This window comes from Rickettsiales bacterium (genome assembly GCA_035765535.1).
Taxonomy (GTDB): domain Bacteria; phylum Pseudomonadota; class Alphaproteobacteria; order Rickettsiales; family JABCZZ01; genus JABCZZ01.
In genome coordinates this window covers 262,299-288,787 of sequence record DASTXE010000003.1, presented here as the reverse complement: position 1 = coordinate 288,787, position 26,489 = coordinate 262,299, and the positions used below count along the sequence as shown (strand labels likewise).

The window sequence follows — 26,489 nt, the reverse complement described above, 5'->3', positions numbered from 1 at the left end:
CTGCTATAGCTAAAGAATATGTTTTCTATTTGCGGTTAATTGGCAAATTATTGGGGCTACGGATTTATGCGTTTGATCATAATGTTTATTGCTATTGCCCTCTCTGCTGGCGCATTTTTCATTACGATGCATTTCACTTCCAACTCTCCGGCTCCCACGCAGCAAGCCATGCCGATCGTGGAAACCAAAACGGTGATGCAGACCGAGCCTACGGTTGACGTGTATACTGCCAAGCAGGATATTCCCATCGGCACTGTTGTCACACAAGATATGCTTGACTTGCGCCCCTGGCCCAAGAATCTCGTACTGCCAGATATGAATCTGGTTGACCCCTCCAAGCCGAGCGAAGCTGTTAACATGATTGCCCGTACGCCATTCCAGAAAGGTGAGCCGATCATCATGAATCGCCTCGCCAATGCCAACGATCCGAGCTTCCTCGCTGCGTCTTTGATGCCTGGCATGCGCCTGATCACCCTGGCAGTCGATACTATTTCCGGTGGCGGCGGCTTCATCTATCCGGGTGACCGGGTCGATGTATTGATTACTCACGATGTCTCTTCCGAGATTCGTTATGACACCAGCACCACAGGTATTACCCAGAAAACCATTGATAAGCAGCCGACCACTGAAATATTGATTGGCGATGTCCGTGTTATGGCCACTAACCAGAAAAGCACCGCCCATGGTGGCGATGCCCCGGTACCGCCGACGGATATTTCTCTTGAAGTGGCTCCGGAAGATGCCCAGAAGATTCGCCTTGCAGAAAACGGCAACGGTCGTCTGTCACTGGTATTGCGTTCGCTGAAAGACCAGCAGACTAAATCCGGTCCGGTTGCTCCGAGCGAACTTTCCAATCTATCCGCTGTAAGGTCGCTGCCCGCTCCGGATGATAACTCCATTCTTGTTGTGCGCAATGTGAAGGCTCAATCTGTAGGGATACCAACGCCATGATTTTTACACGTACCTTGAGTCATACACGCAGCCTTCGTTTGCTTGGTGCTTTTGTCTGTGCACTGACATTGACTGCGGCGCCTCAAATCACTAAAGCCGCTTCCATGGACAATCTTGTCGGCGGTCTGTTCGTTCCCGTCAGTCGTTCGGAGCTTGTGGTGGTGCCCACGGATATCTCCGAAGTGCTTATTGCCGACCCCAGCATTGCCGATGTGCATGTTATCGGCGAGCGTCGCCTCGCCATTATCGGCAACCAGATCGGCCGCACGAATGCCAAGATCTTCGATAAACAAAAACATGTCATTCGCCAGTTTGACGTAGTGGTGGGATATGATTTGCCTGCCATACGACGGGCGCTTCATTTCTTCCTGCCGCATGAGCATATTCACGTCGATCTCGTGAACACCAATATCGCCCTGACCGGTGAAGTAAGCGACGCCACTGTGGTCGATAAAGCCATGCGTATTGTCGGCCAGTTCGTCTACCAGGCCGTTAATGGGGGCGCTAATACCTTCAGCGGTGGCACCACTACCGCTGCCACACAATCCGGCGCAGCGGCATCACGTCCGGTCAGTCAAAACGTGAATAACGGTCTCAACCAATATTGGACCGGCGATACTCCAACAGTGTTGAACCTGCTTAAGGTTACCTCCGGCCAGCAGGTCATGTTACGCGTCCGCGTCGGTGAAGTTCAGCGCGATGCTCTTAAGAATCTCGGCATCAGCCTTAGTCATCTTGCTGATAATGGGCGCATCATTGGTGCCACCCAGAACAAGCTTAACATTTTCGATGGCAGCCTCACTAACAGCAGCGGCTCCACAACCACGTCTGCGCTCGGTGTGGGCGGTCTGTATCACAACTCTAACGATGCCGGCTTCCTGATGGGAACACTCACCAGCGGTGGTTTTGCATTAAGTGCTGCCATTGAAGCACTGGAAACAGACGGCTTGCTCAAGATTCTGGCCGAGCCTGACCTTGTGGCCATGTCCGGTGAAAAAGCCGAATTTCTTGCCGGTGGCGAATTCCCGATCATCGTTCCGCAGGTAGGCGGAACGGCAGGCGCCATCAATACAGTGCAGTTCCAGTCTTACGGTGTTGCCGTGCAGTTCGTACCGTATGTATTGACCGATGATCGTGTCCGTATTTCAGTGCAGCCAGAAGTTTCCGAAATCGACCAGTCTTCGCTGTCGATCACCAATGTCGCCCCTGCCCTGGTAACCCGTCGCGCAAAAACGACTGTAGAGCTGGCCCCGGGTGAGAGCTTCATGATCGCCGGTCTCATGAGCGACCGTCTCAACTCCAACATCAACCAGATTCCAGGTGCTTCCTCTATTCCGGTACTGGGTGCACTGCTTCGCAGCACAGCCTATCAACGCCACGAAACAGAGCTGGTCATCGCGGTTACACCGTATATTGTTGACCCGATGAAGAATAGCGATGTGCGCCTTCCTACGGATGATTTCCGCCCGGCCAGCGTTATGGAACAGTTTTTTTACGGCTCTCTCGGCGCCATGTCCGGCGAAGAATACAAGCAGGATCAGACTCCGAGCCTCGAAGGCCCGGTCGGTTTCATTACGGATTAATAGTTAGTATTGGTTTAAATTCTCAAGTCGTGTGAGCAAGGTGCAAAGATGATGAAAAAGATTGCATATATGATTCTGGTGCCTGGCACGTTGCTTTTTGCATGTACGCCTGCCCCACAGGAAGCATACTTCAACCGTGGCGAGCCTGAAAGCCTGCTGGATCTTGCCACCAAGGCTGTCAATCTGGATATTAAGTCTCCGGCATCCATTCAGCAGATGACTGAGGTTATCAGCAAAGAGCAACCGAATCACGCCAAGCTCAGCTGTGAGAAATCTTCGCCACTGTGCCGGGAAGCAAAACACGTACTGACGCAGTTTGATGTACCGGTGGAATATACAGATTCACTGCATAGCAAAGTTTCGCTGTATTATGAATCCATGAAAGTACGCAATTGTCAGAACCGCTATATCGATAATACAGCCGATCTCAACAGCATGAATTCCCCTACTTTCGGATGTTCCACGGCTTCCAACATGGTGCAGATGATAACCGACAAGCGTCAGATTCTTAGCCCAGCAATGACGGGGACGGCAGATGCCATAAAACCGCTGCAGGTGATGTCTGGATACGAAATGCCTAACTATACGGCAACTAATAATGCTTCAACAGAGCAAAGCACGCAGCTGCTTACTACCAACGCTGGCAGCAGCAGGTAACCTACTATTTTATGGTGACATTCTCCGTCGCAAATGTTATTTTACGCGTGCTTGGAAGCTGTTGAAAACTAATATAAAGGCTGAAGGAAGTTTTTCTCTATGAATACGCAAAGCCAGGTCATGTTGATTGTGCTGCACGAAGCAGACACGGAATTTGCATGCCAGATTGCCGACCGGGGAGACGGGATCGCACCGCATTTGGTTATCGGCACACCGATAGATGCCATAGAAGAGTTTACCAAGCGCCCTTTTTCACCTGATTACCTGCTGATTGATGTCGGAGAACGTTCCCATGACGTGCTACCCGAAATCGACACTATTGCGGAATATTGCGAAGTCGGAACGCGTGTAGTCGTGTTAGGCACTGTGAATGACGTCAGCTTCTACCGCGAATTGAAATCCCGCGGCGTCAGTGAGTATTTTACTAAACCCGCCAATCCTTCCGAAGTCAGAACCATCCTCTACTTCCGCCAGCCTGCCAAGAGCGGAGCGAAAGGGCAGGTTATTTCCTTCATGAGCGCTGCCTCCGGAGACGGTGCGAGCACCATCGCCCTCAATACGGCCTATGCGCTAGCCACAGAATATAACAAGTCGGTCGTGCTGGTGGATATGGATTACCAGTTCGGCATGATTGCCAAGAACCTCGATCTGGCCACGCAATTCGGCATCAAGGAACTGTTTGATAATCCGGCGCGCGGGATCGACTCCACGCTCATCGAGCATATGATTCTGGCCTATAAAAACAGTAAGCTGAAGATTATCGCTGCACCGAACCAGTTGCACCATATTCCGGATGTACCGGAGGAGCTGATTTCCAGCCTGATTTCCACTTTAAGCAGCGATTATGACTTCGTGCTGCTAGACCTGCCGCATATCTGGAATAACCTCACGCATGCTGCGTTAACGCAATCCTCCCATACCGTCATGGTGGCCCAGCTTTGGCTGCGCTCCATTACTCACTCTTCGCGCCTGCTGACCGCATGGCGCAAGGCGGGCATGAAAGACAGCCAGATATCCTTAGTGGCTAATCGCAGCGGGGCAAAGTTCAAGGAAGCGGTCAGTTTCGGCGATTTCGAGCGTATCTGCGGCCTTCCCTTCAAATGCCATTTCGATAACGACACAAAAAGCGTCATCGCTGCAGAAAATAACGGACGTACGATTCTGGAAGGCGGTGCCTCGGATTTGAGCCGTCAGTTCAAGCGTTTTGCGGGATTATTAGGTGGCGAGTCCAATCAGCCGCAACAAAGCGCAACGGCGGAACCTGCCGCCAGCGGAAGCGTTAAATCACGCCTCGCCGGAATCATGGGTAAGAAATAAGGCCTGTTTTCTTCCTTATATGTTTGCAAGGCGATAGCTGTGCCTGCTTTGTGAAGGAAGATGGTTATGCAAGTACTTCGACGGAAAATAATCTAAATATTAAGTTTAGAGCGATCTATACAGCCATGGAGCGTCCCTCCAGGTGCAATAACCTTTTCAAGCAGATCTTTCTTGGGAATAATGAGCATAGCTGCCGGAATACCAATGCCATCCAGGGAAATATTATTCTCGAGATAAGGGTAGAAGGGAAAGGAAATAAGTTGTTTCTTGAGCTGAGCACAGCCTATCAGATCGAAGATCGGATTTGTCGGATAGGCAAATATAAACACCAGTTGATCACTACCGTCCATAAGATGGCTTTGTTGTGCCTCGCTTATCGTATAGCTTAGCATATCCCAGGTTTTAAATCGCCGATAATACGGGTTAACAACAATACCTCCTGTATGGGCATAGGGTGCTTTCACAGGAGCCGCATTTTCTATAAAAGCGCCTTTCCCCTCGTAAGGGTGGATGTTCATTATTCGTGATATGTCGTCCCTTCCCCCCACCAGGACATAGTCGCTATTTAATGATTTCAGCTTTTCTTCGAAGATTGCCATGTTCTGCAATGTTATCTCGTATTCTGTTATTTCTGAAAAACGGTGTTTGCTGTCATATGTCATTATGCCGGCAAGCATTATAAAGACGGTAAGGACAGGCATCCAGGAGAACCGGGTTTTATTCTCTAATATCTCAGCTAACAAATGGATGAAATCAGAGAAAATTAACGCCGCAAGTGGCACGACGAACGGTATAACCCATAAGTCATACCGGGTCACTACAAAGGGATAATGATCCGTCAGGATCAAACATACAGGCACCATTAATGCGATTCCTGTTAACTGGAGCAGCATCCGTAATGTCTGATACCGCTGCCCGTTGATACAAAAAAGCCCTGCCAGCAATAACGGAGTGCTAAAATGTGGAAACACGTAATGCGATAACGAAAGCGGATATATCAGTGCCTTTAGAAAGCTAATGCGCCAGTCAGGATCAAAATGGACAAAATATATCGCTCCTTGAAAGGCCGGTCGCCAGAAGCTGAGCATATAAAGAAAGATAATGGCTATAACAATATTCAGCGTTATCCAATGAATGAGAGTCCTGTTCCTTTGCTTCCCATACCAAAGGGCAAGAGTTTCATATGCGGCTATTGAAAAGACAGCGCATATGGCTAAAAAATGCGTGCAACAACTTAGCAGTGCAAAAAGAGTGTATAAAAAGAGATTCTTGTATGAATAGCTTATCCGCCACTTACAAAAAAAATAAAAACAAAGTGAGAGAAGCAATAAAAGTAAACTGTAATTACGGGCGGTGTAAGATTGAATAATGCAGCCAAAGCTAAATGCAATCAATGTGGCCGCACATAAGCCAGTCATCTGATCTTTAAGCAAAGTCCCAATTCGGTAATACAGAGGTATAAGCAGTATTCCAAATATCAATGAAAGACTGCGCACGAAACCGATGTCGTCGGAAATCCTCATCCAATAATGGCGCAGTATGTTTCCTAAAGGGGGGTGGGTTTCATGAAGGGAGTAATGCAAAACTTCTGTTAGCGACTTCCCCTGCGAAATTCCGATAAAATATAATTCGTCCTGGCTATAGTAATAGTTACCTACGCCATAAACGCGAATAAAGAGTGCGATGATTATTAGAAGACCAAGCCATGCCAGAATAAAAAATGTGGAAAATGGCTTAAAGGATGACGTATTCATAAGATTCCGTTACTGCGGAAAGAATAATATTTATTTCCAGCAATGATCAAATGGTCGTGCACGTTTATACCAAGCGCTGCTGCAGCGGCTGCCACCTGTTTGGTGATCTCGATATCCTCGCGGCTTGGAGCCGGATCGCCGCTAGGATGGAAGTGGGTAAGTTCAATCTGCATAAGTTCGTTATTACCTATTATTTTTAGGTGACACTTCCTATTTAATCGTTATATTCCTTCAATGAAACACTGCACAACCAGTGATTGGCACACATTATGGCATAGGAGAGAGGCTTTGGCAAACCTGACTGATCCTTCAATTGCACTACGATCCTTCCAGGAAGAGCTTCTACGCGGCACTGTAGCCCTGAAACGCGGGGTTGTTGTCCCAGACCTTTATATCCATTGGGACGAACCAAATGGAGAAATCAGGCTTACTTACGTAAGACTAAAAGATAGAACCGTAACCGCAATTGTTATCTTCGCAAGGTGTGAGCCTATTGGAGGAGCGCCATGCTTCAATATTGGTTATGCTGTTCCTGAAGCATACCGCAACGAAGGCCGCGCCAAGGAAGTTGTCGAGGCTGCCATATCAGAAATGCGATATGAAGCTAAACAAAACGGAATCTCAACTTTTTATGTGGAAGCAATCATTGGGATAGATAACAAACCCTCTCAGCGTGTAGCTGAACAAGTCATCTCAGCTACACCCACTGCTGTAACAGACCACATATCAAAATTGCCTGCGTTTCAGTACATCCGAAAAATCGATATAAGCTAATCTGAGGAATAAAATGGTTGATAGCAATATAGAGCCAGGAACAGTCTGCTATAAGATTATCAAAACCTTTCTCGACGAGATTGCTGGAACGACTGGATTTGAAAAGGTTGCCGGTAAGCTTGAAGAAGCGATACTGGACCAGAAGCCGACCGAAGCATTGATACGTGCCGCTCTTTTTGATGAGGAAATATCGTGATCCGTATTCAGAAAGTCATTATCAACGAGTTCCGAGGTATCCGTAATTTCTCCTTCGATCTGAAAGGAGATAACTTTGCCGTCTGCGGGCCGAATGGGACGGGCAAGAGCGGAATCGTCGATGCCGTAGAATTCGCCTTCACAGGGAATATTTCGCGGCTTTCAGGGGAAGGTACTGGGGATCTATCGGTAACTAAACACGGCCCACATGTAGACAGTCGAGAGAAACCGGATCAAGCTTATGTTGAAGTGGCTTTCACCATTGTCTCTAGCGGCAAACAGGCCACCGTTCAGCGCACTATCAAGAACGTCACCAAACCCAAGATCACACCAAATGATGATGATGTGAAAGCTGTCCTCTCGCATATAGAGGAGCATCCAGAATTCGTGTTGTCTCGAAGGGAACTCATCCGGTACGTCATTTCTAAGCCGGGGGACCGCTCCAAGGAAGTGCAGGCTTTGCTCCGACTTGATAAACTAGAAACGCTTCGTACTCTCTTTCAGAAAATCTGGAATGCCTGTGAAAAAGAGATAAAACCGCTCGATAGCAATAAAAACATCGCACGGAATGAACTTGTGCAGGCACTGGGAGTTGCCCAGCTCTCAACCGCTGAGATACTAAGTGAAATCAACAAGCGTCGTACCTTGTTGTCTCTGCCGGAAATTCAGAAATTGGAGGCAAATACATCAATTAAAGACGGTCTTGCTACGATGGGCGGTGTCGGCGCAGCCTCTAAGATATCGAAACCGCAGGCGTTGGAGGACATCAAAAATTTGAATGCGGCTCTCAATGCAATCGCCGCACCGGAATTTCAGACATCTCGGAAATCAGTTCTGGATCAGGTAGTGGAATTAAATGCTAATGCCGCCACCTTGGAAAGCCTGTCCAGAGAAAGCCTGTTCAGAACGGCCCTAAACCTTTTCGATGAAAGCAGTTGCCCTGTTTGCGATACGGAGTGGGAGCCAAAAGAATTTCGTAATCTTCTCAATGGTAAGCTGGCACACTTGGCCTCAATCAAGAAAAAGAGAGGGGAATTAGAAAAAGCACTTGAGCCGATTACTGCAAAGATCGATGGCTTGCGTTCCGCTATGGTAGCCGTATCGAAATACGGTCCGCTGTTTACGGAGCCAGTCGATGTGCAGCCGCTCAAATCATATGAAGTCATGCTTTTAGAAAATACCCGACAATTGCGTGCTTTTCTGCCTCTGCAAAAGACTCTCGACGCTCTCCAGTCCGACTTAATAGTGCCGGACGCCGCGAAGATCATACTGGCCGCTATTAAAAATGCAGTCGAAATAATACCGGAACCTTCACAACAGGATGCCGCACGCGATTATCTGATTGTCGGACAAGAAAAGCTGGATGCCTACCGCAAGACCTCTCTTCAACTGGAGGCGGGTAACAAACGCACTACTACCGCCAAGCAGGTTCTTGATAAATATGTTGATGTAATGAATACGGAGTTGGAAAAAATTTATCAAAACGTCGAACATACCTTCCGTAATTTTTATCGTATTATTAACAATGATGATGAAAGCGCTTTTGAAGCGAAGCTCACACCGTCAATGGGCAAACTTGGTTTTGACGTAGATTTTTATGGACGCGGTTTTTTCCCACCGGGAGCTTATCATAGCGAAGGCCATCAAGATGGCATGGGCCTGTGTCTCTATCTTGCGCTCATGGAACATCTGCTAGGTAATAATTTTACATTCGCTGTATTGGATGACGTACTGATGTCAGTGGATTCCGGACATCGGCGCGAAGTTTGTACGCTTCTAAAACAGAAATTCCCGAATACGCAATTCATACTGACCACACATGATGACATTTGGCTGAAACACATGAAAACAGCAGGAATGGTCAAGAACAATAAATTCGTTCATTTTCGTACCTGGAACGTTGATACAGGACCGACTGAATGGAATGATCGGGACATCTGGAAGGAAATAAGTGATCACCTTAGTAAGAACGAAATTAAACAGGCGGCAAGTCTGCTGCGGAATTTCCTTGAATATTTCTCCAAAGAAGCCTGCCACCGCCTGCGCGCGCCTGTTCAGTTCCGGGGCGATGCCCAATTCACGCTGGGGGATTTATTACCACCAGCAATCAAGCGTTTCCGCGAACTACTTAAAGAAGGTCGAAAGGCTGCGGAATCGTGGGGACAGCAAGATAAAGTAGCACAGATCGAAGCACTTCAGGCAAAACTGGAGGCATCGGCGAAGAAATCCGAGGCGGAGCAATGGCAGGTAAACACGGCCATTCACTACAACGAATGGGCTAATTTTAGTAAGAATGATTTTATTCCTGTAGTAGAGGCGTTCAAAGCATTACTACAAGTGTTTGAGTGCGTTAAATGCAGCGAGGTGCTACGTGTGCTGCCGGAACGCGGCAAGAAAGAGGCCCTGAAATGCAGTTGTAACGAGGCAAGCATTAACTTAGTTACTAAACCTCAATAAGCTTAGGATTTAATATGCCATCCATTCACTACTTTCTCACATTGGGCGTCTTCTACGTCTTTATTGCATTTGCATTCAATGTTTATGTGGGCGTCAATGGTATGAATAATATACGTCGCAAAAATGCATTGATCCTCTATGCATTTGGTGCCCTACTCGCGTTTGGAGCCATGATTCAGATGGCTAATCAAGCACGAGAGGCTGATGAACAAAAAAATCAATATGAGTATATAAGAGGGCAATTCAAAACGATCTCTGACAAAATACAAAACATCCAAATCAGCGGAGTTCCGGTTAGCGGGGGATACGGTGAGGCTATTGCAAAGCTCGATGAAATAAAAACACAGATAGATAATCTCCTGATTCCGAAACCACCTCGCCATCTTACAGACGTTGAAAAAACATGCCTGAGCCATTCTCCTGTAGTGGACACTTTAAAAACATTAAAAATAAGTGCTCCTAGTGATGGAGAGGCTCAGTCTTACGCAAGCGAATTCATGGAGATGTTTAATACAATAGGTATAAAAGTAGATAGAGTTGGATTTATCATTCCTACAAGCGTTGAATCTTACGGGGTAATGATTGCTGTGCATGACCTGAAAGCAGTTCCACCGCTGGCAAATACATTGGCAGAATCCCTCCAAAATTGCGGTATAGATGTAAAAGGAAGTATCATGACTACACTGGGTAATAATGATTTTCAGCTTGTGATCGGCACAAAGAAATAATTGATAGTCACAATCCAAAACAATATAGCCATATATTGTCAAGCTGGCCTTTTTCTATTGCCCATTTGGCCTTGCAACATGGTTAAGTCTTTGTATGATCTTAATCATGATGGAAGATAAAATAGAGATAAGCATATCCGTTCAGGATCATAAAGACAGTTTGGAACACCGCAGTTCCACAAAAATCCAGGAGACGGAATGTAGCAAGGTTAGGGCCGCACGAAAGGCTTTTGCCCAGCTTCCACCTTCTGACAGATTACTTTCAGAAGAGCTGATCCGCGAGCGCAGAGAAGAGGCAACACATGAATAGTGCTCTTCAGCTAACTGCGCTAATAATGATAGTAAGTGCAATTCTTTATTCCTGTCCAGCAATCTCTTCGGAGAATAAAGCAAATGACTATCTTTTATCTCTATCACCGACAGGCCAAGCCCAAATGCTGGGAAGAGTAGTCGGTGAGGGATGTAAGGGTAGAAAGGCTTTTTACATGGGAAGCGCATATCTTCATACGCCAAAATCAGGGGAACTTCCGATACCGCCAGAAGACGAATATACTGCTTCTTGGAGCGTGAAGTGCGCTAATGGTAAGAACTATGTAGTGGGAGTTGATCCAACAGGTAAGGGAAAAGTTCTTGAATGCGCTATGCTCGAAAAAATGCACGCCGGAAAATGCTTTAAGAAATTTCCAACTGCTAAATAGTAATGAGTAAGTTTACGGTGAACCCCGCTTACATTAGATCTTAGAGCAGGATAGAGATTTACGAAGCAGAAATACTTACTGGGGTAAGCATTGAGGGAATTCGCTAAGTGCGTCGAACTGCAATAGAGCAGTATTATTAATCGTTAGGAGGGGCTGGAATTGCATGTAACCTTCCATATACATTCATAACTGCTTCATAGTAATCTGCTAATGGATGATCATGGCAATATTCGCGAATGTTTTTTCTTTGCTCATCCATAGGCATAGATTTAAAGTCTCTCACTTTAAAAGGATGTTCCGGCGTAGACAGTCCGGCAATAGCCAAATTCATGCCTGTCATAAACCCTTGCGCCCAATTAAAATATGAACTTTCAGCCCTTTGTTGGTTTATACGATAGGCATTAGCAAAATCTGTACAGTTACTAGCGCCGAGTCCCATCATAGTCGCTGGCTCGTCCTTTGCTAAAGCAAGAGCAGAGGATTGCCATAAGCATATAAGAAGAGAGCCAGCTAGAAATCGAAAAATCATTTCTTCCCCTTTTACTTTTTTATGGGCTTCAGCTTCACATTAGGGCTGGATTGATTACGCATTGGAATTAAGTTCTGGAATAGTCCTCAGCTTGCAGGATCAGAGCCGCAATTGCATTGAACTGACTGTCAAAGGTTTGCGTGGTACAATTAAACCGGATTTCAGAGGTTCCTCTAGCAGATGCATCTATTCCTTTTTCACTTAAGTTGTTTAGGATATTTTCTCGTTCCTCACTTCCTACTCGTAATCCAATTCGGCAGTGATCTTTAATTTTGCGGGGAGATAACCAGCAAAAATTATTCCCGCTTGTACCTAAAGCAATATAACGTCTTGTATAGGTAAGACGAGGTTCATAACCATACTTTGTTAAAGTTCCAATTATTTTATCAACGATGCTCAGGAAAGCGGGAACACCTTGCTTTTCCCAGTATTGCCGGTCAGCGCGTTCGGCCTGGTCAACATCATCGGGTTCAATGCTCTCTTCGACAACATCAAGCACCGTGACGGGATGCAACACTATCTTGTCGTCAACCTTAAATGCACTCAATTTTATTGCTATTAATGGGACAGCCCGATTTAGTAGCCGCAGTACATTAAAGAAACGTGAGGTAATATGTTCTGCAATACTAACAGCTCGATGTTCGGCAGTTGGTCGATGCTGCCTCTCTTTATCCCAATACTCAATAATATGTATAATGTGTTTTTCATCTAAACCGCCTAGCATGACTTCAACTTCATAATAGGTTTGGTCTTCGTCCCGATTCACCATCAGGAAATCAATTCTACCGCCATTTGGCTGTCGATATTCTCTCCCTACGATAACCAGCTCACCTAAACCCAAAATACTGGGATCAGCACTAATTTGGTCTTGCAGCCATCTTTCATCTTTGCCCAATGACCGCAAATCGACCGGCATGGCTTTCAAAATTTCCGAGGACATCTGGGATTCCTAATTATTTGTACTATCGGACAGCCCCGTTATAGTACAACGCCTAGTAGTGGTAAAACATTTTTATGACTTACATGCCCAACGCTATTAAATCCGCTTTATAGGGGCGACTATCATACAGAGGGTAGATATGGTAAGTCAGCGCCAGACAAGCAATTATTTTGGAAAAGCGGAAAAGTACCTACACATATGCAAAAAGAATCAGAACACAAACACGACCGGAGCATTGCCGAACTGGAGCGGGCATTGGGCCGAAAGACGCTGGAGAATGATATTCTGTGTGAAGTAATTGAGAAAAAGGATAAACAAACTGACCTTGCGACTGCCATTGTTGCCGAGGAAGGTGGGCAGTGGGAAAGAGGGAGTAGAATCTATCAGACGTTAAAATAATGGCTACCGCACATTGGGCTGTTAATCAACTGGTCAACTATCGGATTCATCGCTTCTTACTTTAGATATTTGCATTGAGAATTCATCACGCTGATGTTGCACCTCCTCTCCGATTAAGAAAGTCCTCATATTGCCGTAGTTCCATGCATGTGTTACTGACACACCAAATGCTTTTGGTAAATAATCAGCACCATTTCGCTCTGCTTGTGCAGCCAGACACGTTATTCTGAGTTGTCTGGCAGAGTAACCAGGTAACTAATCTTATATATGTATACAGATCGTTTATTATCGTTCTAACGGCAAGAGGACGGGAGGCATTCTGTTTTAAATGCCATTTCCTTAGGGAAAGCTTATGCTCACAGTATATTTTTAATAACTGCTTATATTTTTCTGGCGCTTCCTCAATCTTATCGTAAAGGACTTTTAGTTCTTTTTGTTCTTCTATTAATTCAATATTAAGAATTTTCTTGTTTATTAAAAAATTGCGGAAAAAACCTCTAGGAAAATGCTCCTTAAACCTTTTAACAGATTTTCGTACCCATTCATCCTGAATTTCTTTTGGAGAGGAAAATTGCTTCTCCATTTCCTGAAATATTCTCGTTCCATATACTACACCACTCATTTTAGTGGACCAGCGAACATCGTGTTGTACTAGGAACTCTATCCAATCCCTATATAGCTTCTTAATCCAACTTATTGTAAAGGCAGCTTCAATATGCTGATCTGATGAGAAGCAGTTAAATCGATGCTTAAAATAACAAATATAACAACTTTTTAATTTGTGCTTTTGCTCTGTAGGAGTCAGAGGAGTTTCGCAGCTTGCACAGTATTTGTGCCTTTTCTGCTCCTTTATTAGGTCTATGTTCAGAATTTTTTTATCTATTAAAAAAGCGCGAAAAGCTCCATGGGGAAAATGGTGTCCCAAACTTAGTGGGGGCTTCTGTAACCATGTTTGATGGATTTCCTCTAAAGAAGAGAATTCTCTCTCCATTTCTTGAAATAAGATTATTCCGTACCCTGCCCCATTCTTTTTAGTATTCCATGAATAATCATGTTGTAATAGAAAATCTGTCCATTCTTTATATAATTTTTTAATCCATGATGTTGCGAATGTAGCTCCAATATGCTCGGTTGATGCCAGAAGACCAAATCTATTTTTAGAACGACAAATGTAACAGTGCTTTGGCCTGTGCCTTTGCTCAGTAAGAGCCAAAGAAGTTTCACTGCATGCACAAAGTTTAGGAGACATAAATTATATTGGTGGTGGAACTCTTTTAGATATTTTCTTATTTGCCGTCTTCTTCAGCTCTATCTTCTCTGACTCTATTGACGGAGTTTTAATAATAGATGGTGTATGTTCCCATAAGTCCGAAGGACCACAATCTAATGCGGTACATAATGCATCCATAGTTAAACCTTTCACTTGTTTTGGTTCCTCTGTGAGGAGTGCACTGATTGCAGGAGAGGAAAGTTTATAACCCGCTTTGTGCTCCATTAGCCTTCCTAATTCGGCCCCAGACCAAATTTCTCTACTAGCCATCACTTGCCGTAGTTTCCATTTTAATGCCATAAAATGCCTTTATTCTTGCAAACTATTTCTCCAGTGATCCTGTGATAATCTTACACGCATTTCAAGATAATCTGTGCTCGCTTTCACATAATTTAATGTTGTAGTTGGAGATACGTGTCCCAACAATTCTTTCAGCGTGTACAGGTCCACCCCTTTTTGTGTAAGCCTAGAAGCATATGCATGTCTAAATTGATGAGGACTAAATATTTCATCTTCCGAAAATCCCCAAGCTCTCTGCCTTCTTCTGAGAGTGCCCCTCACAGTGTCACGTTTTATCCTTTTACCATCCTCAGCAAGAAATAATGGCCCATCTTTAGAATGAGGAAACAATACTCTGATGTGTTCTATATACCACTGCAACAGTTGTTCCAGTTCATCCATGATGGGGACCCAGCGTTTTTTTGGTCCTGCTCCCATTGACCCTTTTCCAAAACGCACATGGATCTTTCCCTTTGTTCCTAAATCAAACCGGCAATCCTTCATATCTAACTGGACCGCTTCATTTACTCTTAACCCCGCCAACTCTAGAACCCTGTAAAGTGCATAGTCGCGTGCTATAGTTGCAGGTTTTCTAGCAGTAGACATTTCCTGCTTCATATATGCCCAGAATTTGTCCAGTACCTCTGGGCGCGGAGGAGTAACAACCTCGTTTCCATCATCCTTGCGATGTACATATCTATTAAATTTATCAAGAACATTAGGAACGGCAATCTGATAACGTTGCCATATTTCGGTTCCATGTCTTGAGCGTAAATAATCCAGAAAGATTGCTATAGCAGACTGATATTTTCTTCTGCTTGAGTGGGACAATCTTTTTCCTATCAGGGTCTCATAAAAGAGATCAAGATCGACCTTTGTAATCTTCCAGATAAATACTCCAGATATTTTTAGAAATTCCTGTACACTTCTGATGTTGAGGGTAATGGATGCCTCAGCATATCCCAGTATTCGTTGTTGTCGTTCCCAAGCACCTAGTAATTGGGCCTGGAAATCCAATGATTCCTCCAAGCCAATATACTTATTGGCAGGCTCAATGCTTTTAACAAGATTAAGATAAGGAGTTTTATCCATTCTCAGCTCTCAGATTATTAAGTGCTACCTAATATATTTAGGTATTACTTATCTAAATCGAGCCTTTTGTCAATACGAACTTGCGCAATCCCCGGTGATTATGGGCGAGGATAATGGATGATGCCGCCAGATCCAGCGCGCGTTTCATTACTTCTCTGGGGTAAACCGATGCATGGTTCACCGTGCCTGCCTGCTGCACCTCATCCGCAATCAACACATTCTTATGGTTCATGAACAACACCCGGAATTCCTCGACCGGTTTATGCCCGAAACTCAGACGGCAATAATCGAGCAGCGCGGTCCATGACTGAATTACGGTTCCCTGCGACGCTTCCGCCTTCAGCATTCTTTCTGCTGCCGCATGAATTACGCGAATGCTGGCAATAGCCGCCTCCCCCACACCTTCCACTTTTGCCAATTCCACGGGCGTCGCATGCATGATTCTCGCAAGATTACCGAAATGCTTGATAAGGCGCTTCGCCAGCGGCTTAGTGTCGGAACGGGGGCTCGCCGCATATAACACCATTTCCAGCAGCTCATAATCCGCCAATGCCTGCGGTCCGCCTTTTAAGAAGCGCTCACGTAGCCGCTGACGATGCCCCGCATGCAGCGATGCTTCCGCTTCCTGATTATTGTCCGGATGGGTTTCCTGCAATGCGGGACCGGTCACTGTCTGCCTGTTATTTGTACGGCGGGTGGTTACGTCCCGTCGGCGAAAGCGTGAATATCTCGCAACCGTCTTTCGTTACCGCCAGCGTATGTTCGAACTGCGCGGAAAGCGAACGGTCACGTGTTGTCACCGTCCAGCCATCCTTTTCATTCAGGCGCGTTTCATAGCCGCCTGCGTTGATCATAGGCTCCACGGTGATAAACATGCCTTCTTCAAGCACCGGCCCGGTCCCCGGCTCGCCGTAATGCATGATGTTCGGCGCTGTATGAAACACACGCCCCGTGCCGTGGCCACAATAGTCCCGCACAACTGAGAAGTTATGCTTTTCCGCATAAGTCTGAATAGCATGTCCGATATCACCGACGCGCTTGCCTGCTTTCACCTGGTCGATCCCCAGCATCATGCAGTCATAGGCAACCTGCGTCAGGCGCTGAGCTTTAATCGAAACATCTCCCACCCAGAACATACGACTGGAATCACCATGCCAGCCATCGACAATCGGAGTGACGTCGATATTCACGATGTCGCCATCTTTCAGCTTACGGTCATCCGGCACACCATGGCAGATCACGTGGTTGACGGAAGTGCAGATGGACTTTGGAAAACCGCGGTAATTCAATGGCGCAGGAATCGCTCCCGCCTCAATGGTCAGCTTATGGCAGATGTTGTTCAGTTCGTTTGTGGTGATACCCGGCTTCACATAGTCCGCCATTGCGTCCAGCAGTCTGGCCGCCAGCCCTCCTGCTCTACGCATCCCCTCAAAATCGGATGGTTCCGTGTGTATAACGATATTACGTTTTTGTGCTGACATTCAAAACCCGCTGGAATAAAGTTACCGCGTAATTTATATGCAAGGCTCTGTTATGTCTACTGCTTGTGTGATTGTGATCGGCAACGAAATCCTTTCGGGCCGTACCCAGGATGTGAATCTGAACTGGCTGGCAAGCCAGCTCAATACCGCTGGCATTCGTCTGCGGGAAGCACGTGTTATCCCCGATGTTCCTGAAATTATTATCAAAACCGTTAATGAATGTCGGGCAGCCTATGATTATGTTTTCACGACCGGCGGTATCGGCCCTACTCATGACGATATCACCTCGGAATGTGTTTCCCAGGCTTTTGGCGTGCCTTATGAGCGCCATAAAGAGGCTGAAGCCCTTCTCGTGCAGCATTATAGCCCCGATATGCTCAATGAAGCCCGCCTAAGGATGGCCGATATGCCGCGTGGGGCCACGCTCATCCCCAATCCGGTAAGCACCGCTCCAGGCTATATTATCGGCAATGTATATGTCATGGCTGGCGTGCCCAGAATCATGCAGGCCATGTTTGACGGCATCAAGCATACGCTGAAAGGCGGAAAACCGGTTTTATCCACCACAATCAGTATCTTCCTTACTGAAGGCACGATTGCCAAAGGGCTTACCGAGATACAGAATCGCTTTCCCGATGTGGAGATTGGCAGCTATCCCTTTGTACGCAATAATAAACTAGGCACCAGTCTGGTCTCAAGACACACGGATCCTTCCCGCCTCGAGCAAGTTAAAAGCGAGCTGGTTTCTTTTCTTACATCCCTAGGTGGCGAGCCGCTTATAGAAGATGCCGCCTAACGATTTTTTCCATCTTATTTCTGTAAAATTCCTGCCTTTGTAACCATTTCGAAACAATTCTGTGCTATAGATTAGAGTGGGGATTACTCTGTGCAGGAAATGGAATGGCGCACACCAGCGAGATAACCAGCTACAAATGGCGCGAGACCGGCGATGTCGTGCAGGCGGATGTACGCAAGGATGATAAAGGGATTATAGCCTATCTCCATGCCTCGCCTAATGCCGCCCATCTGCATGAACTCCAGGAGATATTCCAAGGCAAAGGCTGGACGGGCTCACCGGACATCCATAATGGCAGGCCTGTTCTGCGCCTGGCCGGCCTACAAAATTCAGACGATCTGATCAATTTCCTGCAGCAGGCCGGTTACGCGCAAGGCCAGGCCGCTATTAGCGAGCCTACTCCGCCCGAAGAAGGCGAAAAGTCACTTTCCTCTGTTAAGCGCAACAGCCTTCACGCCTCCAGCGCCCTGTATCTCCTGGGCGACGTGCTGGCAGTTATCAGCGGCATCAAGCGTAACGACAAGGAGCAGATCGGCATTGGGGTTTCTTTTGCTGCTGGCGATGCGGGTTTTATGGCGTTCGGCGGGCATAACGAGCACAGAACGTTTAACGCGACGCTGAAGTCTCTCAGAAAGCATCTGGAAAAAAATAATATCGCCATTCCTCAGGATTCCGCAATTGACGCTGAACTACTGACCACACGCGGCGGCTTTCTGGAACAGGTTCATGATTATGTCAGCGAGCATATCAATCCGTTCAAGCTGCTGGCAGAAGTAGTTGGCGGCGTTTTTACCTTTCGTGCGGGCCTCAATCAGCACAATCCCGGTAAAACGGCTGCAGGCGCCGTACTGGTTGCCGGATGGCTTTCCGCATTGCTGATCAAGGAAAAGAAGATCGACCCGGAGGCTTATAGCCACGCAGGCGCAGCACAGAAACTCGCCATGAAAGTTCAGGCGCAGCCCCTGCTGCTTGCCGGCGGTTCCGGTCTCACCAATAACGCTTTTAATTATTATGGCGCCTGGGATGAGCGGCGCAGGCTGAAAGCAGGCGACCCAACCGCGACACCGCATTATGTGTGGGATCTTGCCATGCAGACTGCCATGGTAGGGGCAAACGTGCTGTTCTCCATCTCCAAGAAGAACGGCAAAGCCGTTTCACATGAAGATCCCCTGATTGACGATGTTTACGGGCTTGCTGCCAAAACCTTCAGCAGCCTGCCGGAAAATGTCCGTGAGCGCGCGCTGGAGCATACAGCGGAGTTTCTGGCAGAACGCCATAGCATCCCTGAGAATAAGACACAGGCCGTGGAAAAGCTGCGCAAGCACATGGAACTGATGGCGCATAATCCCTGGCAGAGCCCTGCTCCTGCGCAAATTGTCGCTGGCAGTCACCAAGATAAGCTGAATGCTGCGCGGGATGCCGCTACGCTGAGCGGCGCTCCCACGCGCTGAGCTTTACGAATTCTCGAGATACTGACGCGCCAGCTGCTTGCTCTGTTCCACCGCGGGCTGGCCAAACGCCTCAATATCCCACAGATGCGCCGTGATCATCGTCTCCAGCATAAAATGCATCATCAGTGCGCCAATCGCAGCCTCATCCAGCTTTTCGATCTTGAATACGCGGGTCGGGCAATTATTCGCGATCAGGGTCTTGCAGGTTGCATCCTGTTCCGCTTCCATCAGGTCGCCTACCGTATGGTTCTTGAGATAGCCCAGTGCCGTATCCTGCGACGGGGGAATCGGCGCTCCGGTGCCTTTCTGCGCCAGCAGGAGAAGCGTTACGAATTTATCACGCGGGCCGTCCAGGTAAAGCTGCAGCTGGCTGTGCTGGTCGACAGCACCGAGCGCACGCAACAGTGTTGTGCCGCGACCGCTTTTGCCCAGACTTTCTTCCCACAGCTGCTGGTGCCATGCACCCAGCGCATCCAGACGGTCGCAATAGGGCATGAATACGGAAACCGTTTTGCCTTTTTTCAGCAGCACATCATGTAGGGCCGCGCCGATAACCGGTGCAGAAGCCTGCGGCGCATTGAACATATCGCGGATCACTTCCGCTGCACCCTGCCTGACCGCGCGTATATCAAGTCCTGCGACTTTGGCAGGCAACAGACCGACTACTGTCAGCGCGGAAAAACGCCCACCGACATTGGGATCATGCTCGATCATTTCGATGCCGCGTTCCTCACCGATGCGGCGCATTGAGTTTTTGCCGGGTTCGGTCACAAACAAGAAATGCTTCTTGACCGCAGCTGCCCCCAGACGATCTTCCACTTCCTTCAGCAGCACAAGCAACTGTGCCATCGTTTCCGCCGTACCGCCGGATTTGCTGATCGCGAGGAACAAGGTCGTCTTCAGGTCCAGAGCCGCCCGCAGATTTTCGAATGTGAAGGGGTCGATATTTTCAATGAAATGAATCTTCTTACCGCCTGCACGTCCGGTGAATGCATTCTGCGCAAGCGCTACCAGCGTATTACCGCCGCGGCTGGAAGCTCCCATGCCAAGCACCACCAGCGTCTCGAATTCGTCGCAGATACGCTTTGCCGTGCTTTCAATGAGCGGCAGGTCTGCATCCCATTCCGCGCAATTGAGCACCGGCCAGCTATTATCTTTCTTATGGCCCTGCAATACGCCTACTGCCTTAGCGGCAGCTTCCAGCGCGGCAGAAAATTCTTTAGCGCCCGCGCCTTCCTTGCCTATCGCAAGTTCGAGCGTGCCGTCGATCGTTTGTGTAAATCTCATTTATGTACTCCTTCTGAAATAGGGCCGACCATTACCAACAGTGGTTTATGCGCCAGCAATTCTTTTGCTAATGTGTTTACCTGCTGAAGCGTCACAGCTTCCAGCAATTGGTTGCGTTTGGTCAGGTAATCAATGCCAAGGTGATAGCGTTGCATGGAATCCAGGTATTCGGCAAGCGAATTCTGGCTGTCCAGTCCCAGCGGAAACGAGCCGGTGAGGTAGCGTTTGGCCTCATCCAGTTCATCCTGCGTTACACCCTTATCACGCAGTTGCTGCAATATCGTTGTAAATACATCTATCGCGGTCTGCGCTTCAGATGCCCGCGTCGCGAAATTCATGGCCATGAAAGCGCCGTGCTCGAAACCGCCTGCTTCACTGTATGCGTAATAGGCCAGACCGCGCTTATCGCGTATTTCCTGCCCCATGCGCGAGGTCATCAGATTGCCGCCAAGAATATTATTGAGCACCACGAACGCATAATAACGCGGATCGTTGCGCATGACTCCCGGTACGCTGGCGCGGATAACCGCCTGCGGCACGTCATGGCTAACGGCAACAGGTTTTCCATCGCCGTCTGCGATCTGCACTTGCGGCACAGCGGTCTGCACGGCACCGCATTCACGTGACGGAAACAGCTTTGTGAGTAGTGTTTTGACCTCTGCAGGTTTGATATCACCCACTACTGCAATATCCTTTGCACCGCACAGCAAATGCGACTCCTGGAATGCTTGTAAATCGTCACGCTTGATAGCAGTGATGGATTCCTGCGTACCGATCTTGGCCCGGTGATAAGGATGGCCGGGGAATGCCCGCTCCTTCCAGTTCAGCGACGCCAGATAACCGGGATCTTCCTGCGCCTGCCGCAATGCTGTGAACAGTTCTGCGCGCACACGCTCCACGGCAGCTGCATCAAAGCGCGGTTTATTCAGCGCAAGCGCCAGCAGGTCGAAAGACGCATCCTTGAACTCCGAAAGCGTCTGCATGCTCACCGTCATCGTGTCTTCGCCCGCTTCCGCGGCAAAACGCACGGCGTGATCCTCCAGCTTGCGATTGAATGCGAGGGAGTCCATATCCCCTGCCCCTTCATTCATCATGCTGGCGGTGAAATACGCAACTCCCGGCAGAGCTTGCGGATCATAGACAGCCCCGCCGCGTTCAAACACGATCCTGAGCGTAACGAACGGCAGTTTGTGATCTTCGATCAGCCACGCTTTGCGATCGCCTTCCGCTGTTATTTCCTGAATCTGCGGCGCGGCATGCACCGGCTGGTTCCAAAACAATAATGCCGCACATGCGCAAATGAGCCTGCCTTTCCAGCTATGCATCATTTGCCCTCCTGCGGCAGCAAATATCCCGTCACGGAGTCATCAGGATTGAAGATCGCTTTTGCCGTCTTCATGACTTCTGCGTCTTTCACATTTGCCACAATGTCCGGCCACTGGTTAAAATATTCCACTGGCAGCCCTTCCATCACCAGCGTGCCTAAGAGCCGCGCCATGCCTTCTGAACCGTCACGTGCGAAAACCGTATCGGCTTTGAGCAATATTTTTGCACGCGTCAGATCGGCCGCATCATTGCCGTGTTCAAGGTACGCCTCGATTTCTTTATCCACCGCCGTTTCCAGCTGCTGCAGCGTTATGCCCGGTGCAGGCGTCGCATGAATGGTAAAAATACCGGGCCCCTGGCTCAGCCCGTCATAGCTTGCATCGATCCCGGTCGCGAGTTTCTGCTTCACCACCAATTGCTGGTACAGCAGGCTCGTCTGGCCGCCGCCTACGATCTGGCCTACCAGGAAAGAAGGTATCAGCAACTGCTTCTCTTCTCCACTTACAGAAGGAGCCATATACATTCTGACCAGCTCCGGCTGCTTTACATTTCTGTGATGCATGACCATATGGCGCGCGCCGCGCTGCGGCGGTTCCGTACGCCAGTGACGGATATTCTCTTCACCTCTGGGCAGGCTGCCATAATATTGCTGCGCCAGCGGCTCCAGATCTTTGCGCGTGACGTCGCCCGATACGACCAGCAGCGCATCCGCCGGATTATAAAAACGCTTATGGAATGCCAGCACGTCTTCGCGCGTCAGGCTCTGCATTTCATGCATCCAGCCGATCACAGGATTATGGTAGGGGCTGTTGCGAAACAGCATGGCGGTGAGCGCCTCCCCGAGCAGCGCTTCCGGCTGGTTTTCCACCGACATGCGGCGCTCTTCGATAATGACTTCGCGTTCCTTGGCAAAATTCGCAGGCGTTGGCGCGAGATGCAGCATACGGTCTGCTTCCAGCTTCATCACCAGCGGCAAATGCTCTTTTGCGATGCTGACATAATACGCAGTGAAGTCGCGTTCGGTAAACGCATTGAACTCGCCACCATTGCCGGTCATGGTGCGTGCGAACACACCTGCAGGCACCTGCTGCGTTCCCTGGAACATCATATGTTCATTATAATGGGCGAGGCCCGACTTGCCTGTAAAATCATCGGCTGAGCCTACACGATAGAACAGCATATGCGTTACGATGGGCAGGCGATGATTCGGGATCAGTATGACGTGCATTCCGTTTTTTAAAGCAAATGTCTCTACCGGCTGCCCTTCCGCATGCGCCGTCTGCGCAAAGCAGCTCAGCGTCACTGCGGCCAGCAGTATACGTGCAGCACGACTCAGCCTAGAAAAGATCACCGAAAATGCCTCTGCTTTGCGGCTGAAGAGTCGGCGTGTCGCCCCCTGCCGTTGGTGGCAGGTTTTGCTGCTTATCCTTCTTCAGGCGTTCTTTCTCCTTGGAAGGATCAACCACCGAATCGCTATTTGCTCCCGGCATGATCAGGTATTTGGTGTCCTGAGGAGGTGTCGCTGACGGATCGTTCAGCAGAGTGCGAATATTGGGGTTGCCCTTGTCCGCACCGGCATTGGCAAGAAAGCGCGAGTCGGCGCTGCTCGGCAGATCACCCGATGACACAGGCTGCACTGCAGTCGGCGCAATGCCTCCCGGCATGGGCTGGGATGTTCCCAAAATTGTGTCATGCGCCTGCTGCCGCATAGAAGTGCCCGGCACAAAGTTGGGGCTTTCGCCCTCTCTCGGCGGACGCAGGCTATAATCCGGCGGCAAAGTCAGCGGCGGCCTTGAAACCACCTGAAACTCATCCGGACCGTGGCGGTTCAGCCCCAGCGTTTCCCGCAAACCATCCCCGTTGCCGCAGGCTGCGAGCAACAGGCAGGTGAGGATCACCATATTCTGTTTTATCTTCATATTGTGCTATTGTCCTTCACCGCAATTTTTTCACCGATTATATTGGTAAATATGAATATCACAACCCCTATGAATATCGCACTGTCAGCAATATTAAATGCGGGCCAGTGATAATGCCCGATATGGAAATCCAGAAAGTCCGTCACCATGCCTGCGCGCGCGCGGTCGATCAGGTTGCCTGCCGCCCCGCCGATGATCAACCCCAGCGCCAATGACACGCCAATCGTTTCCGCCTGCACCAGCCAGACTACCAGCGCCAGCACAATTGCACTCAGTACCAGCGGCAGGAGCAGCGCGCCCCATGCATGGGTCTGCGATAACATTCCAAAACTGATGCCGCGATTGAAAACCAGCGCAATATTAAAGACCGGCAGCACCGTCACAGGGAACGAAGTCGTTTTGGCGGCTGCTATTATCAGCGCCTTGCTCCATTGGTCGAGGTACGCCGTGATGACCGCGAGCCCAAATCCGGCCAGACGCAATTGCAGAGGAGAAAATTTCATTCAGCCGACTTTAAAATGGTTATAGCCACGCTTCGATACATAAATCTCCTTGCCGCTTTTATCAACGACTTTTACCTCTTTTCCTTCCTTTACGACGCCAATGCGCGTCACCGGAACGCCGGCAGTAAGCGCCAGAGTATCGATTGCTTCCCGTTGCGTGACTGGCGCGGTAAAGAGTAATTCGTAATCATCTCCGCCTGCAAGCACGGTTTCATATGGCAGCGCTATCCGCGACAGAATTTGTTTTGCTGCCGCAGAAAGCGGTATGGCATCCCAGTTAATTTCCGCTCCATTCCCAGAAGACTGTGCAATATGCCCCAGATCCTGCAAAAGCCCATCGGAAACATCCATGCAGGCAGTGGCAATACCATGTAGCTTGGTGCCTATCTCCAAGCGCGGCTGAGGTAGACGATAACGCTCAAGCAGATATTCATCAATCGGCAATTCTGCGAGCGCAACCTGCAGCCCCAACGAAGCATCTCCGATGGTGCCAGTGACATAGATATCGTCCCCTACGTGCGCACCACTTCGCCGCAAAGCCTGCCCCGCAAGGACCGTGCCAAGCGCTGTAAGCGATAGACTGAGTGTAGGAGAGCGCACTGTATCTCCCCCTGCCAGTATGATTCCGAATTCTTTCTGATCGGCTGCCAGCCCCGCTGTGAATTCAGCGATCCAGGCTTCGTCTATGGTTTCAGGCAGCATCAGGGCCAGAAAGTAACTCTGCGGTTTTGCGCCCATGGAAGCCAGGTCTGAAAGATTGGTACGCAGCAGTTTCTGCGCTATCTGGTAGGGAGGCTCGTTGCCGATGAAATGCACGCCCTGCACGATAGCATCTTTCGTTACGACCAGTTCATACCCAAGCGGCACACTCAGTATGGCCGCATCATCTGTAAGACCAAACGCTCCCGGCTCTGCTGCCGAAAGCGGAGCGAGATAGCGTTTTATCAGGTCGAATTCATTCATGTTTTGTCCGGGTATTCACACCACTGCCGGATGATGCACCTGCCGCATTCGGGCTTACGCGCCTTGCATACGTAACGCCCATGCAGGATAAGCCAGTGATGGGCATGTTCCTTATACGCCTCCGGAATAGCTTTTTCCAGCTGCTTCTCGCACATCTCCGGCGTTTTGGCATTGACAAGGCCGATGCGGTTGGAAACGCGCAGCACATGTGTATCCACGGCAATAGTCGGTTCACCAAGCGCGCAGTTCAGCCAGACATTTGCTGTCTTGCGACCTACACCCGGCAGGGTCTGCAGCGTATTGCGATCATGCGGTACCTTGCCGCCGTATTCTTCCTGCAGCCGCGCAGACAGTGCAATAATATGTTTCGCCTTGGAGTTAAATAGTCCGATTGTCTTGATGTAATGTTTGAGCCCGTTCTCGCCAAGCGCCGCCATTTTCTTCGGCGTATCTGCTATCTCAAACAAGGCAGGTGTTGCTTTATTTACGCCTGCGTCAGTTGCCTGTGCGGACAGTACAATGGCAACGAGCAGCGTAAATTCATTGGTGTAATACAGCTCCGTTTTCGGAGCCGGATCCGCTGCTTTGAACGTTTCAAAAATGGCTTTGATACTAGTGCTTTTCATAAGCGTTTTCGACCTTATAGCGCCATACTCTGGCAGGTGGAAAATTGCGCCATACTCTTTTCGCGACCTGCCCTCGGATTCCGATAAGCCGCTGGTTCTGTTCCGACACCGGAGAAATCAGGCCGTAAGTATAGAGGATAAATGCCCCTTCCGGTTTTAATACTTCAAATGCCGCATTGACGATGGAAAGACGGACATTATCCGGCATGGCCAGCAGCGGCAGGCAGCAGACAACGCTGGAAACCTGCTTAATGTTATGCCGTTCCAGCAGTTCCTTGACGTGCCTTGCATCGCCTTGCAGAATCAGGGCCTGCGGAAAATCGTGCTTTAATTGTTCGACAAAGCGATGATCGCGCTCAATGACGATCAGTTTGCTGGGATCAATGCCGGAGTCGCACAGGGCACGGGTAATGACACCCGTCCCCGGTCCAAGTTCCACTACGTAGTCGTCTTTGGTAAGTGTGGCAAGCTGCGATGCCATCGCACCTGCAAGATGCCTGCTGCTTGGCACCGG

Annotated in this window: 29 protein-coding genes; 12 read left to right on the top strand and 17 right to left on the bottom strand. The window is 48.8% G+C overall.

Annotation, left to right across the window (positions count from 1 at the left end; genetic code table 11):
- The first annotated feature begins 66 nt into the window (after nt 1-66).
- The 4 genes from cpaB (at nt 67) to VFT64_04365 (ending at nt 4,508) form a co-directional block, all read left to right on the top strand.
- A complete protein-coding gene (gene cpaB / locus VFT64_04380) occupies nt 67-951 on the top strand; it encodes a Flp pilus assembly protein CpaB (GenBank protein ID HEU5047062.1) in 885 nt (294 codons plus the stop codon).
- Nucleotides 948-2,534, top strand: a complete 1,587-nt coding sequence (locus tag VFT64_04375) for a type II and III secretion system protein family protein (GenBank protein HEU5047061.1) — start codon at nt 948-950, stop codon at nt 2,532-2,534. The genes cpaB and VFT64_04375 overlap by 4 nt, the downstream gene beginning before the upstream one ends.
- A 48-nt stretch (nt 2,535-2,582) precedes the next feature.
- Nucleotides 2,583-3,191: a hypothetical protein gene (locus VFT64_04370; GenBank protein HEU5047060.1), complete on the top strand. Its 609-nt coding sequence runs from the start codon at nt 2,583-2,585 to the stop codon at nt 3,189-3,191.
- A gap of 99 nt (nt 3,192-3,290) precedes the next feature.
- The gene (locus VFT64_04365) at nt 3,291-4,508 is read left to right on the top strand and encodes an AAA family ATPase (protein HEU5047059.1); all 1,218 of its coding nucleotides are present in this window, start codon (nt 3,291-3,293) and stop codon (nt 4,506-4,508) included.
- 92 nt (nt 4,509-4,600) lie between these two features.
- On the opposite strand, the gene VFT64_04360 is transcribed toward VFT64_04365, so the two are convergent.
- Together VFT64_04360 and VFT64_04355 are read right to left on the bottom strand one after the other, a co-directional pair.
- A complete protein-coding gene (locus tag VFT64_04360) occupies nt 4,601-6,262 on the bottom strand; it encodes a glycosyltransferase family 39 protein (GenBank protein ID HEU5047058.1) in 1,662 nt (553 codons plus the stop codon).
- The gene (locus VFT64_04355) at nt 6,259-6,435 is read right to left on the bottom strand and encodes a JAB domain-containing protein (protein ID HEU5047057.1); all 177 of its coding nucleotides are present in this window, start codon (nt 6,433-6,435) and stop codon (nt 6,259-6,261) included. The genes VFT64_04360 and VFT64_04355 overlap by 4 nt, the downstream gene beginning before the upstream one ends.
- A 115-nt stretch (nt 6,436-6,550) precedes the next feature.
- Here VFT64_04355 and VFT64_04350 point away from each other — a divergent pair, with 115 nt between their 5' ends.
- The 5 genes from VFT64_04350 to VFT64_04330 all read left to right on the top strand — a co-directional run bounded on the left by VFT64_04350 (nt 6,551) and on the right by VFT64_04330 (nt 11,114).
- Nucleotides 6,551-7,036: a GNAT family N-acetyltransferase gene (locus VFT64_04350; protein HEU5047056.1), complete on the top strand. Its 486-nt coding sequence runs from the start codon at nt 6,551-6,553 to the stop codon at nt 7,034-7,036.
- Between the two features lie 13 nt (nt 7,037-7,049).
- Nucleotides 7,050-7,232 carry a hypothetical protein gene (locus VFT64_04345; protein ID HEU5047055.1) on the top strand — a complete coding sequence of 61 codons (183 nt, stop codon included), beginning with the start codon at nt 7,050-7,052 and terminating at the stop codon, nt 7,230-7,232.
- Nucleotides 7,229-9,688, top strand: a complete 2,460-nt coding sequence (locus tag VFT64_04340; protein HEU5047054.1) for an ATP-binding protein — start codon at nt 7,229-7,231, stop codon at nt 9,686-9,688. Before VFT64_04345 ends, VFT64_04340 begins: the two co-directional genes overlap by 4 nt.
- A gap of 14 nt (nt 9,689-9,702) precedes the next feature.
- Nucleotides 9,703-10,416 (top strand): hypothetical protein, encoded by a 714-nt coding sequence (locus VFT64_04335; GenBank protein ID HEU5047053.1) that lies wholly within the window; start codon nt 9,703-9,705, stop codon nt 10,414-10,416.
- 302 nt (nt 10,417-10,718) lie between these two features.
- The gene (locus tag VFT64_04330; GenBank protein ID HEU5047052.1) at nt 10,719-11,114 is read left to right on the top strand and encodes a hypothetical protein; all 396 of its coding nucleotides are present in this window, start codon (nt 10,719-10,721) and stop codon (nt 11,112-11,114) included.
- A gap of 136 nt (nt 11,115-11,250) precedes the next feature.
- Here the strand turns inward: VFT64_04330 and VFT64_04325 are convergent, their stop codons facing one another.
- Together VFT64_04325 and VFT64_04320 are read right to left on the bottom strand one after the other, a co-directional pair.
- A complete protein-coding gene (locus tag VFT64_04325; GenBank protein HEU5047051.1) occupies nt 11,251-11,643 on the bottom strand; it encodes a hypothetical protein in 393 nt (130 codons plus the stop codon).
- Between the two features lie 67 nt (nt 11,644-11,710).
- Entirely contained in the window at nt 11,711-12,583 is an 873-nt protein-coding gene (locus VFT64_04320) for a hypothetical protein (GenBank protein ID HEU5047050.1), read from the bottom strand.
- A 198-nt stretch (nt 12,584-12,781) separates the two neighbouring features.
- Between VFT64_04320 and VFT64_04315 the strand changes: the two genes are divergently transcribed.
- On the top strand, nt 12,782-12,982 hold the full coding sequence (locus VFT64_04315) for a hypothetical protein (GenBank protein HEU5047049.1): 201 nt from the start codon (nt 12,782-12,784) through the stop codon (nt 12,980-12,982).
- 184 nt (nt 12,983-13,166) lie between these two features.
- Here the strand turns inward: VFT64_04315 and VFT64_04310 are convergent, their stop codons facing one another.
- Genes VFT64_04310 through map form a run of 5 tightly spaced genes read right to left on the bottom strand, consistent with a single transcriptional unit; the run spans nt 13,167 to nt 17,104 of the window.
- Nucleotides 13,167-14,231, bottom strand: coding sequence for a hypothetical protein (locus VFT64_04310; GenBank protein ID HEU5047048.1), 1,065 nt, complete (start codon nt 14,229-14,231; stop codon nt 13,167-13,169).
- Nucleotides 14,232-14,234: 3 nt separating this feature from the next.
- Nucleotides 14,235-14,552 (bottom strand): helix-turn-helix transcriptional regulator, encoded by a 318-nt coding sequence (locus VFT64_04305; GenBank protein HEU5047047.1) that lies wholly within the window; start codon nt 14,550-14,552, stop codon nt 14,235-14,237.
- 9 nt (nt 14,553-14,561) lie between these two features.
- Nucleotides 14,562-15,623, bottom strand: coding sequence for a site-specific integrase (locus tag VFT64_04300; GenBank protein ID HEU5047046.1), 1,062 nt, complete (start codon nt 15,621-15,623; stop codon nt 14,562-14,564).
- Between the two features lie 52 nt (nt 15,624-15,675).
- Complete coding sequence (radC, locus tag VFT64_04295; protein HEU5047045.1) at nt 15,676-16,293, bottom strand: DNA repair protein RadC; 618 nt, start codon at nt 16,291-16,293, stop codon at nt 15,676-15,678.
- A 10-nt stretch (nt 16,294-16,303) separates the two neighbouring features.
- Nucleotides 16,304-17,104, bottom strand: coding sequence for a type I methionyl aminopeptidase (map, locus tag VFT64_04290; GenBank protein ID HEU5047044.1), 801 nt, complete (start codon nt 17,102-17,104; stop codon nt 16,304-16,306).
- A 52-nt stretch (nt 17,105-17,156) separates the two neighbouring features.
- Here map and VFT64_04285 point away from each other — a divergent pair, with 52 nt between their 5' ends.
- Complete coding sequence (locus VFT64_04285; GenBank protein ID HEU5047043.1) at nt 17,157-17,900, top strand: molybdopterin-binding protein; 744 nt, start codon at nt 17,157-17,159, stop codon at nt 17,898-17,900.
- Nucleotides 17,901-18,004: 104 nt separating this feature from the next.
- Nucleotides 18,005-19,351 (top strand): hypothetical protein, encoded by a 1,347-nt coding sequence (locus tag VFT64_04280; GenBank protein ID HEU5047042.1) that lies wholly within the window; start codon nt 18,005-18,007, stop codon nt 19,349-19,351.
- 3 nt (nt 19,352-19,354) lie between these two features.
- Here VFT64_04280 and VFT64_04275 read toward each other — a convergent pair whose 3' ends face one another.
- The 8 genes from VFT64_04275 to VFT64_04240 are packed head-to-tail and all read right to left on the bottom strand — an operon-like array spanning nt 19,355 to nt 26,486.
- Nucleotides 19,355-20,638: a hypothetical protein gene (locus tag VFT64_04275; GenBank protein ID HEU5047041.1), complete on the bottom strand. Its 1,284-nt coding sequence runs from the start codon at nt 20,636-20,638 to the stop codon at nt 19,355-19,357.
- Nucleotides 20,635-21,966, bottom strand: a complete 1,332-nt coding sequence (locus VFT64_04270; protein HEU5047040.1) for a pitrilysin family protein — start codon at nt 21,964-21,966, stop codon at nt 20,635-20,637. The genes VFT64_04275 and VFT64_04270 overlap by 4 nt, the downstream gene beginning before the upstream one ends.
- Entirely contained in the window at nt 21,963-23,315 is a 1,353-nt protein-coding gene (locus VFT64_04265) for a pitrilysin family protein (GenBank protein HEU5047039.1), read from the bottom strand. Before VFT64_04265 ends, VFT64_04270 begins: the two co-directional genes overlap by 4 nt.
- A complete protein-coding gene (locus VFT64_04260; GenBank protein ID HEU5047038.1) occupies nt 23,302-23,883 on the bottom strand; it encodes a DUF3035 domain-containing protein in 582 nt (193 codons plus the stop codon). Before VFT64_04260 ends, VFT64_04265 begins: the two co-directional genes overlap by 14 nt.
- Nucleotides 23,880-24,386, bottom strand: a complete 507-nt coding sequence (gene lspA, locus VFT64_04255; GenBank protein HEU5047037.1) for a signal peptidase II — start codon at nt 24,384-24,386, stop codon at nt 23,880-23,882. Before lspA ends, VFT64_04260 begins: the two co-directional genes overlap by 4 nt.
- Nucleotides 24,387-25,349, bottom strand: a complete 963-nt coding sequence (gene thiL, locus VFT64_04250; protein HEU5047036.1) for a thiamine-phosphate kinase — start codon at nt 25,347-25,349, stop codon at nt 24,387-24,389.
- Nucleotides 25,346-25,975, bottom strand: a complete 630-nt coding sequence (gene nth, locus VFT64_04245) for an endonuclease III (protein HEU5047035.1) — start codon at nt 25,973-25,975, stop codon at nt 25,346-25,348. The genes thiL and nth overlap by 4 nt, the downstream gene beginning before the upstream one ends.
- Complete coding sequence (locus VFT64_04240) at nt 25,962-26,486, bottom strand: methyltransferase domain-containing protein (GenBank protein ID HEU5047034.1); 525 nt, start codon at nt 26,484-26,486, stop codon at nt 25,962-25,964. Before VFT64_04240 ends, nth begins: the two co-directional genes overlap by 14 nt.
- Between the last annotated feature and the right edge of the window lie 3 nt (nt 26,487-26,489).

Excerpts from the sequence above, each read along its gene's own strand:
- cpaB (HEU5047062.1), top strand. The coding sequence starts at position 67 with ATGCGTTTGATCATAATGTTTATTGCTATTGCCCTCTCTGCTGGCGCA.
- VFT64_04375 (HEU5047061.1), top strand. The coding sequence starts at position 948 with ATGATTTTTACACGTACCTTGAGTCATACACGCAGCCTTCGTTTGCTT.
- VFT64_04370 (HEU5047060.1), top strand. The coding sequence starts at position 2,583 with ATGATGAAAAAGATTGCATATATGATTCTGGTGCCTGGCACGTTGCTT.
- VFT64_04365 (HEU5047059.1), top strand. The coding sequence starts at position 3,291 with ATGAATACGCAAAGCCAGGTCATGTTGATTGTGCTGCACGAAGCAGAC.
- VFT64_04360 (HEU5047058.1), bottom strand. The coding sequence starts at position 6,262 with ATGAATACGTCATCCTTTAAGCCATTTTCCACATTTTTTATTCTGGCA.
- VFT64_04355 (HEU5047057.1), bottom strand. The coding sequence starts at position 6,435 with ATGCAGATTGAACTTACCCACTTCCATCCTAGCGGCGATCCGGCTCCA.
- VFT64_04345 (HEU5047055.1), top strand. The coding sequence starts at position 7,050 with ATGGTTGATAGCAATATAGAGCCAGGAACAGTCTGCTATAAGATTATC.
- VFT64_04335 (HEU5047053.1), top strand. The coding sequence starts at position 9,703 with ATGCCATCCATTCACTACTTTCTCACATTGGGCGTCTTCTACGTCTTT.
- VFT64_04330 (HEU5047052.1), top strand. The coding sequence starts at position 10,719 with ATGAATAGTGCTCTTCAGCTAACTGCGCTAATAATGATAGTAAGTGCA.
- VFT64_04325 (HEU5047051.1), bottom strand. The coding sequence starts at position 11,643 with ATGATTTTTCGATTTCTAGCTGGCTCTCTTCTTATATGCTTATGGCAA.
- VFT64_04320 (HEU5047050.1), bottom strand. The coding sequence starts at position 12,583 with ATGTCCTCGGAAATTTTGAAAGCCATGCCGGTCGATTTGCGGTCATTG.
- VFT64_04315 (HEU5047049.1), top strand. The coding sequence starts at position 12,782 with ATGCAAAAAGAATCAGAACACAAACACGACCGGAGCATTGCCGAACTG.
- VFT64_04310 (HEU5047048.1), bottom strand. The coding sequence starts at position 14,231 with ATGTCTCCTAAACTTTGTGCATGCAGTGAAACTTCTTTGGCTCTTACT.
- VFT64_04305 (HEU5047047.1), bottom strand. The coding sequence starts at position 14,552 with ATGGCATTAAAATGGAAACTACGGCAAGTGATGGCTAGTAGAGAAATT.
- VFT64_04300 (HEU5047046.1), bottom strand. The coding sequence starts at position 15,623 with ATGGATAAAACTCCTTATCTTAATCTTGTTAAAAGCATTGAGCCTGCC.
- map (HEU5047044.1), bottom strand. The coding sequence starts at position 17,104 with ATGTCAGCACAAAAACGTAATATCGTTATACACACGGAACCATCCGAT.
- VFT64_04285 (HEU5047043.1), top strand. The coding sequence starts at position 17,157 with ATGTCTACTGCTTGTGTGATTGTGATCGGCAACGAAATCCTTTCGGGC.
- VFT64_04280 (HEU5047042.1), top strand. The coding sequence starts at position 18,005 with ATGGCGCACACCAGCGAGATAACCAGCTACAAATGGCGCGAGACCGGC.
- VFT64_04275 (HEU5047041.1), bottom strand. The coding sequence starts at position 20,638 with ATGAGATTTACACAAACGATCGACGGCACGCTCGAACTTGCGATAGGC.
- VFT64_04270 (HEU5047040.1), bottom strand. The coding sequence starts at position 21,966 with ATGATGCATAGCTGGAAAGGCAGGCTCATTTGCGCATGTGCGGCATTA.
- VFT64_04260 (HEU5047038.1), bottom strand. The coding sequence starts at position 23,883 with ATGAAGATAAAACAGAATATGGTGATCCTCACCTGCCTGTTGCTCGCA.
- lspA (HEU5047037.1), bottom strand. The coding sequence starts at position 24,386 with ATGAAATTTTCTCCTCTGCAATTGCGTCTGGCCGGATTTGGGCTCGCG.
- thiL (HEU5047036.1), bottom strand. The coding sequence starts at position 25,349 with ATGAATGAATTCGACCTGATAAAACGCTATCTCGCTCCGCTTTCGGCA.
- nth (HEU5047035.1), bottom strand. The coding sequence starts at position 25,975 with ATGAAAAGCACTAGTATCAAAGCCATTTTTGAAACGTTCAAAGCAGCG.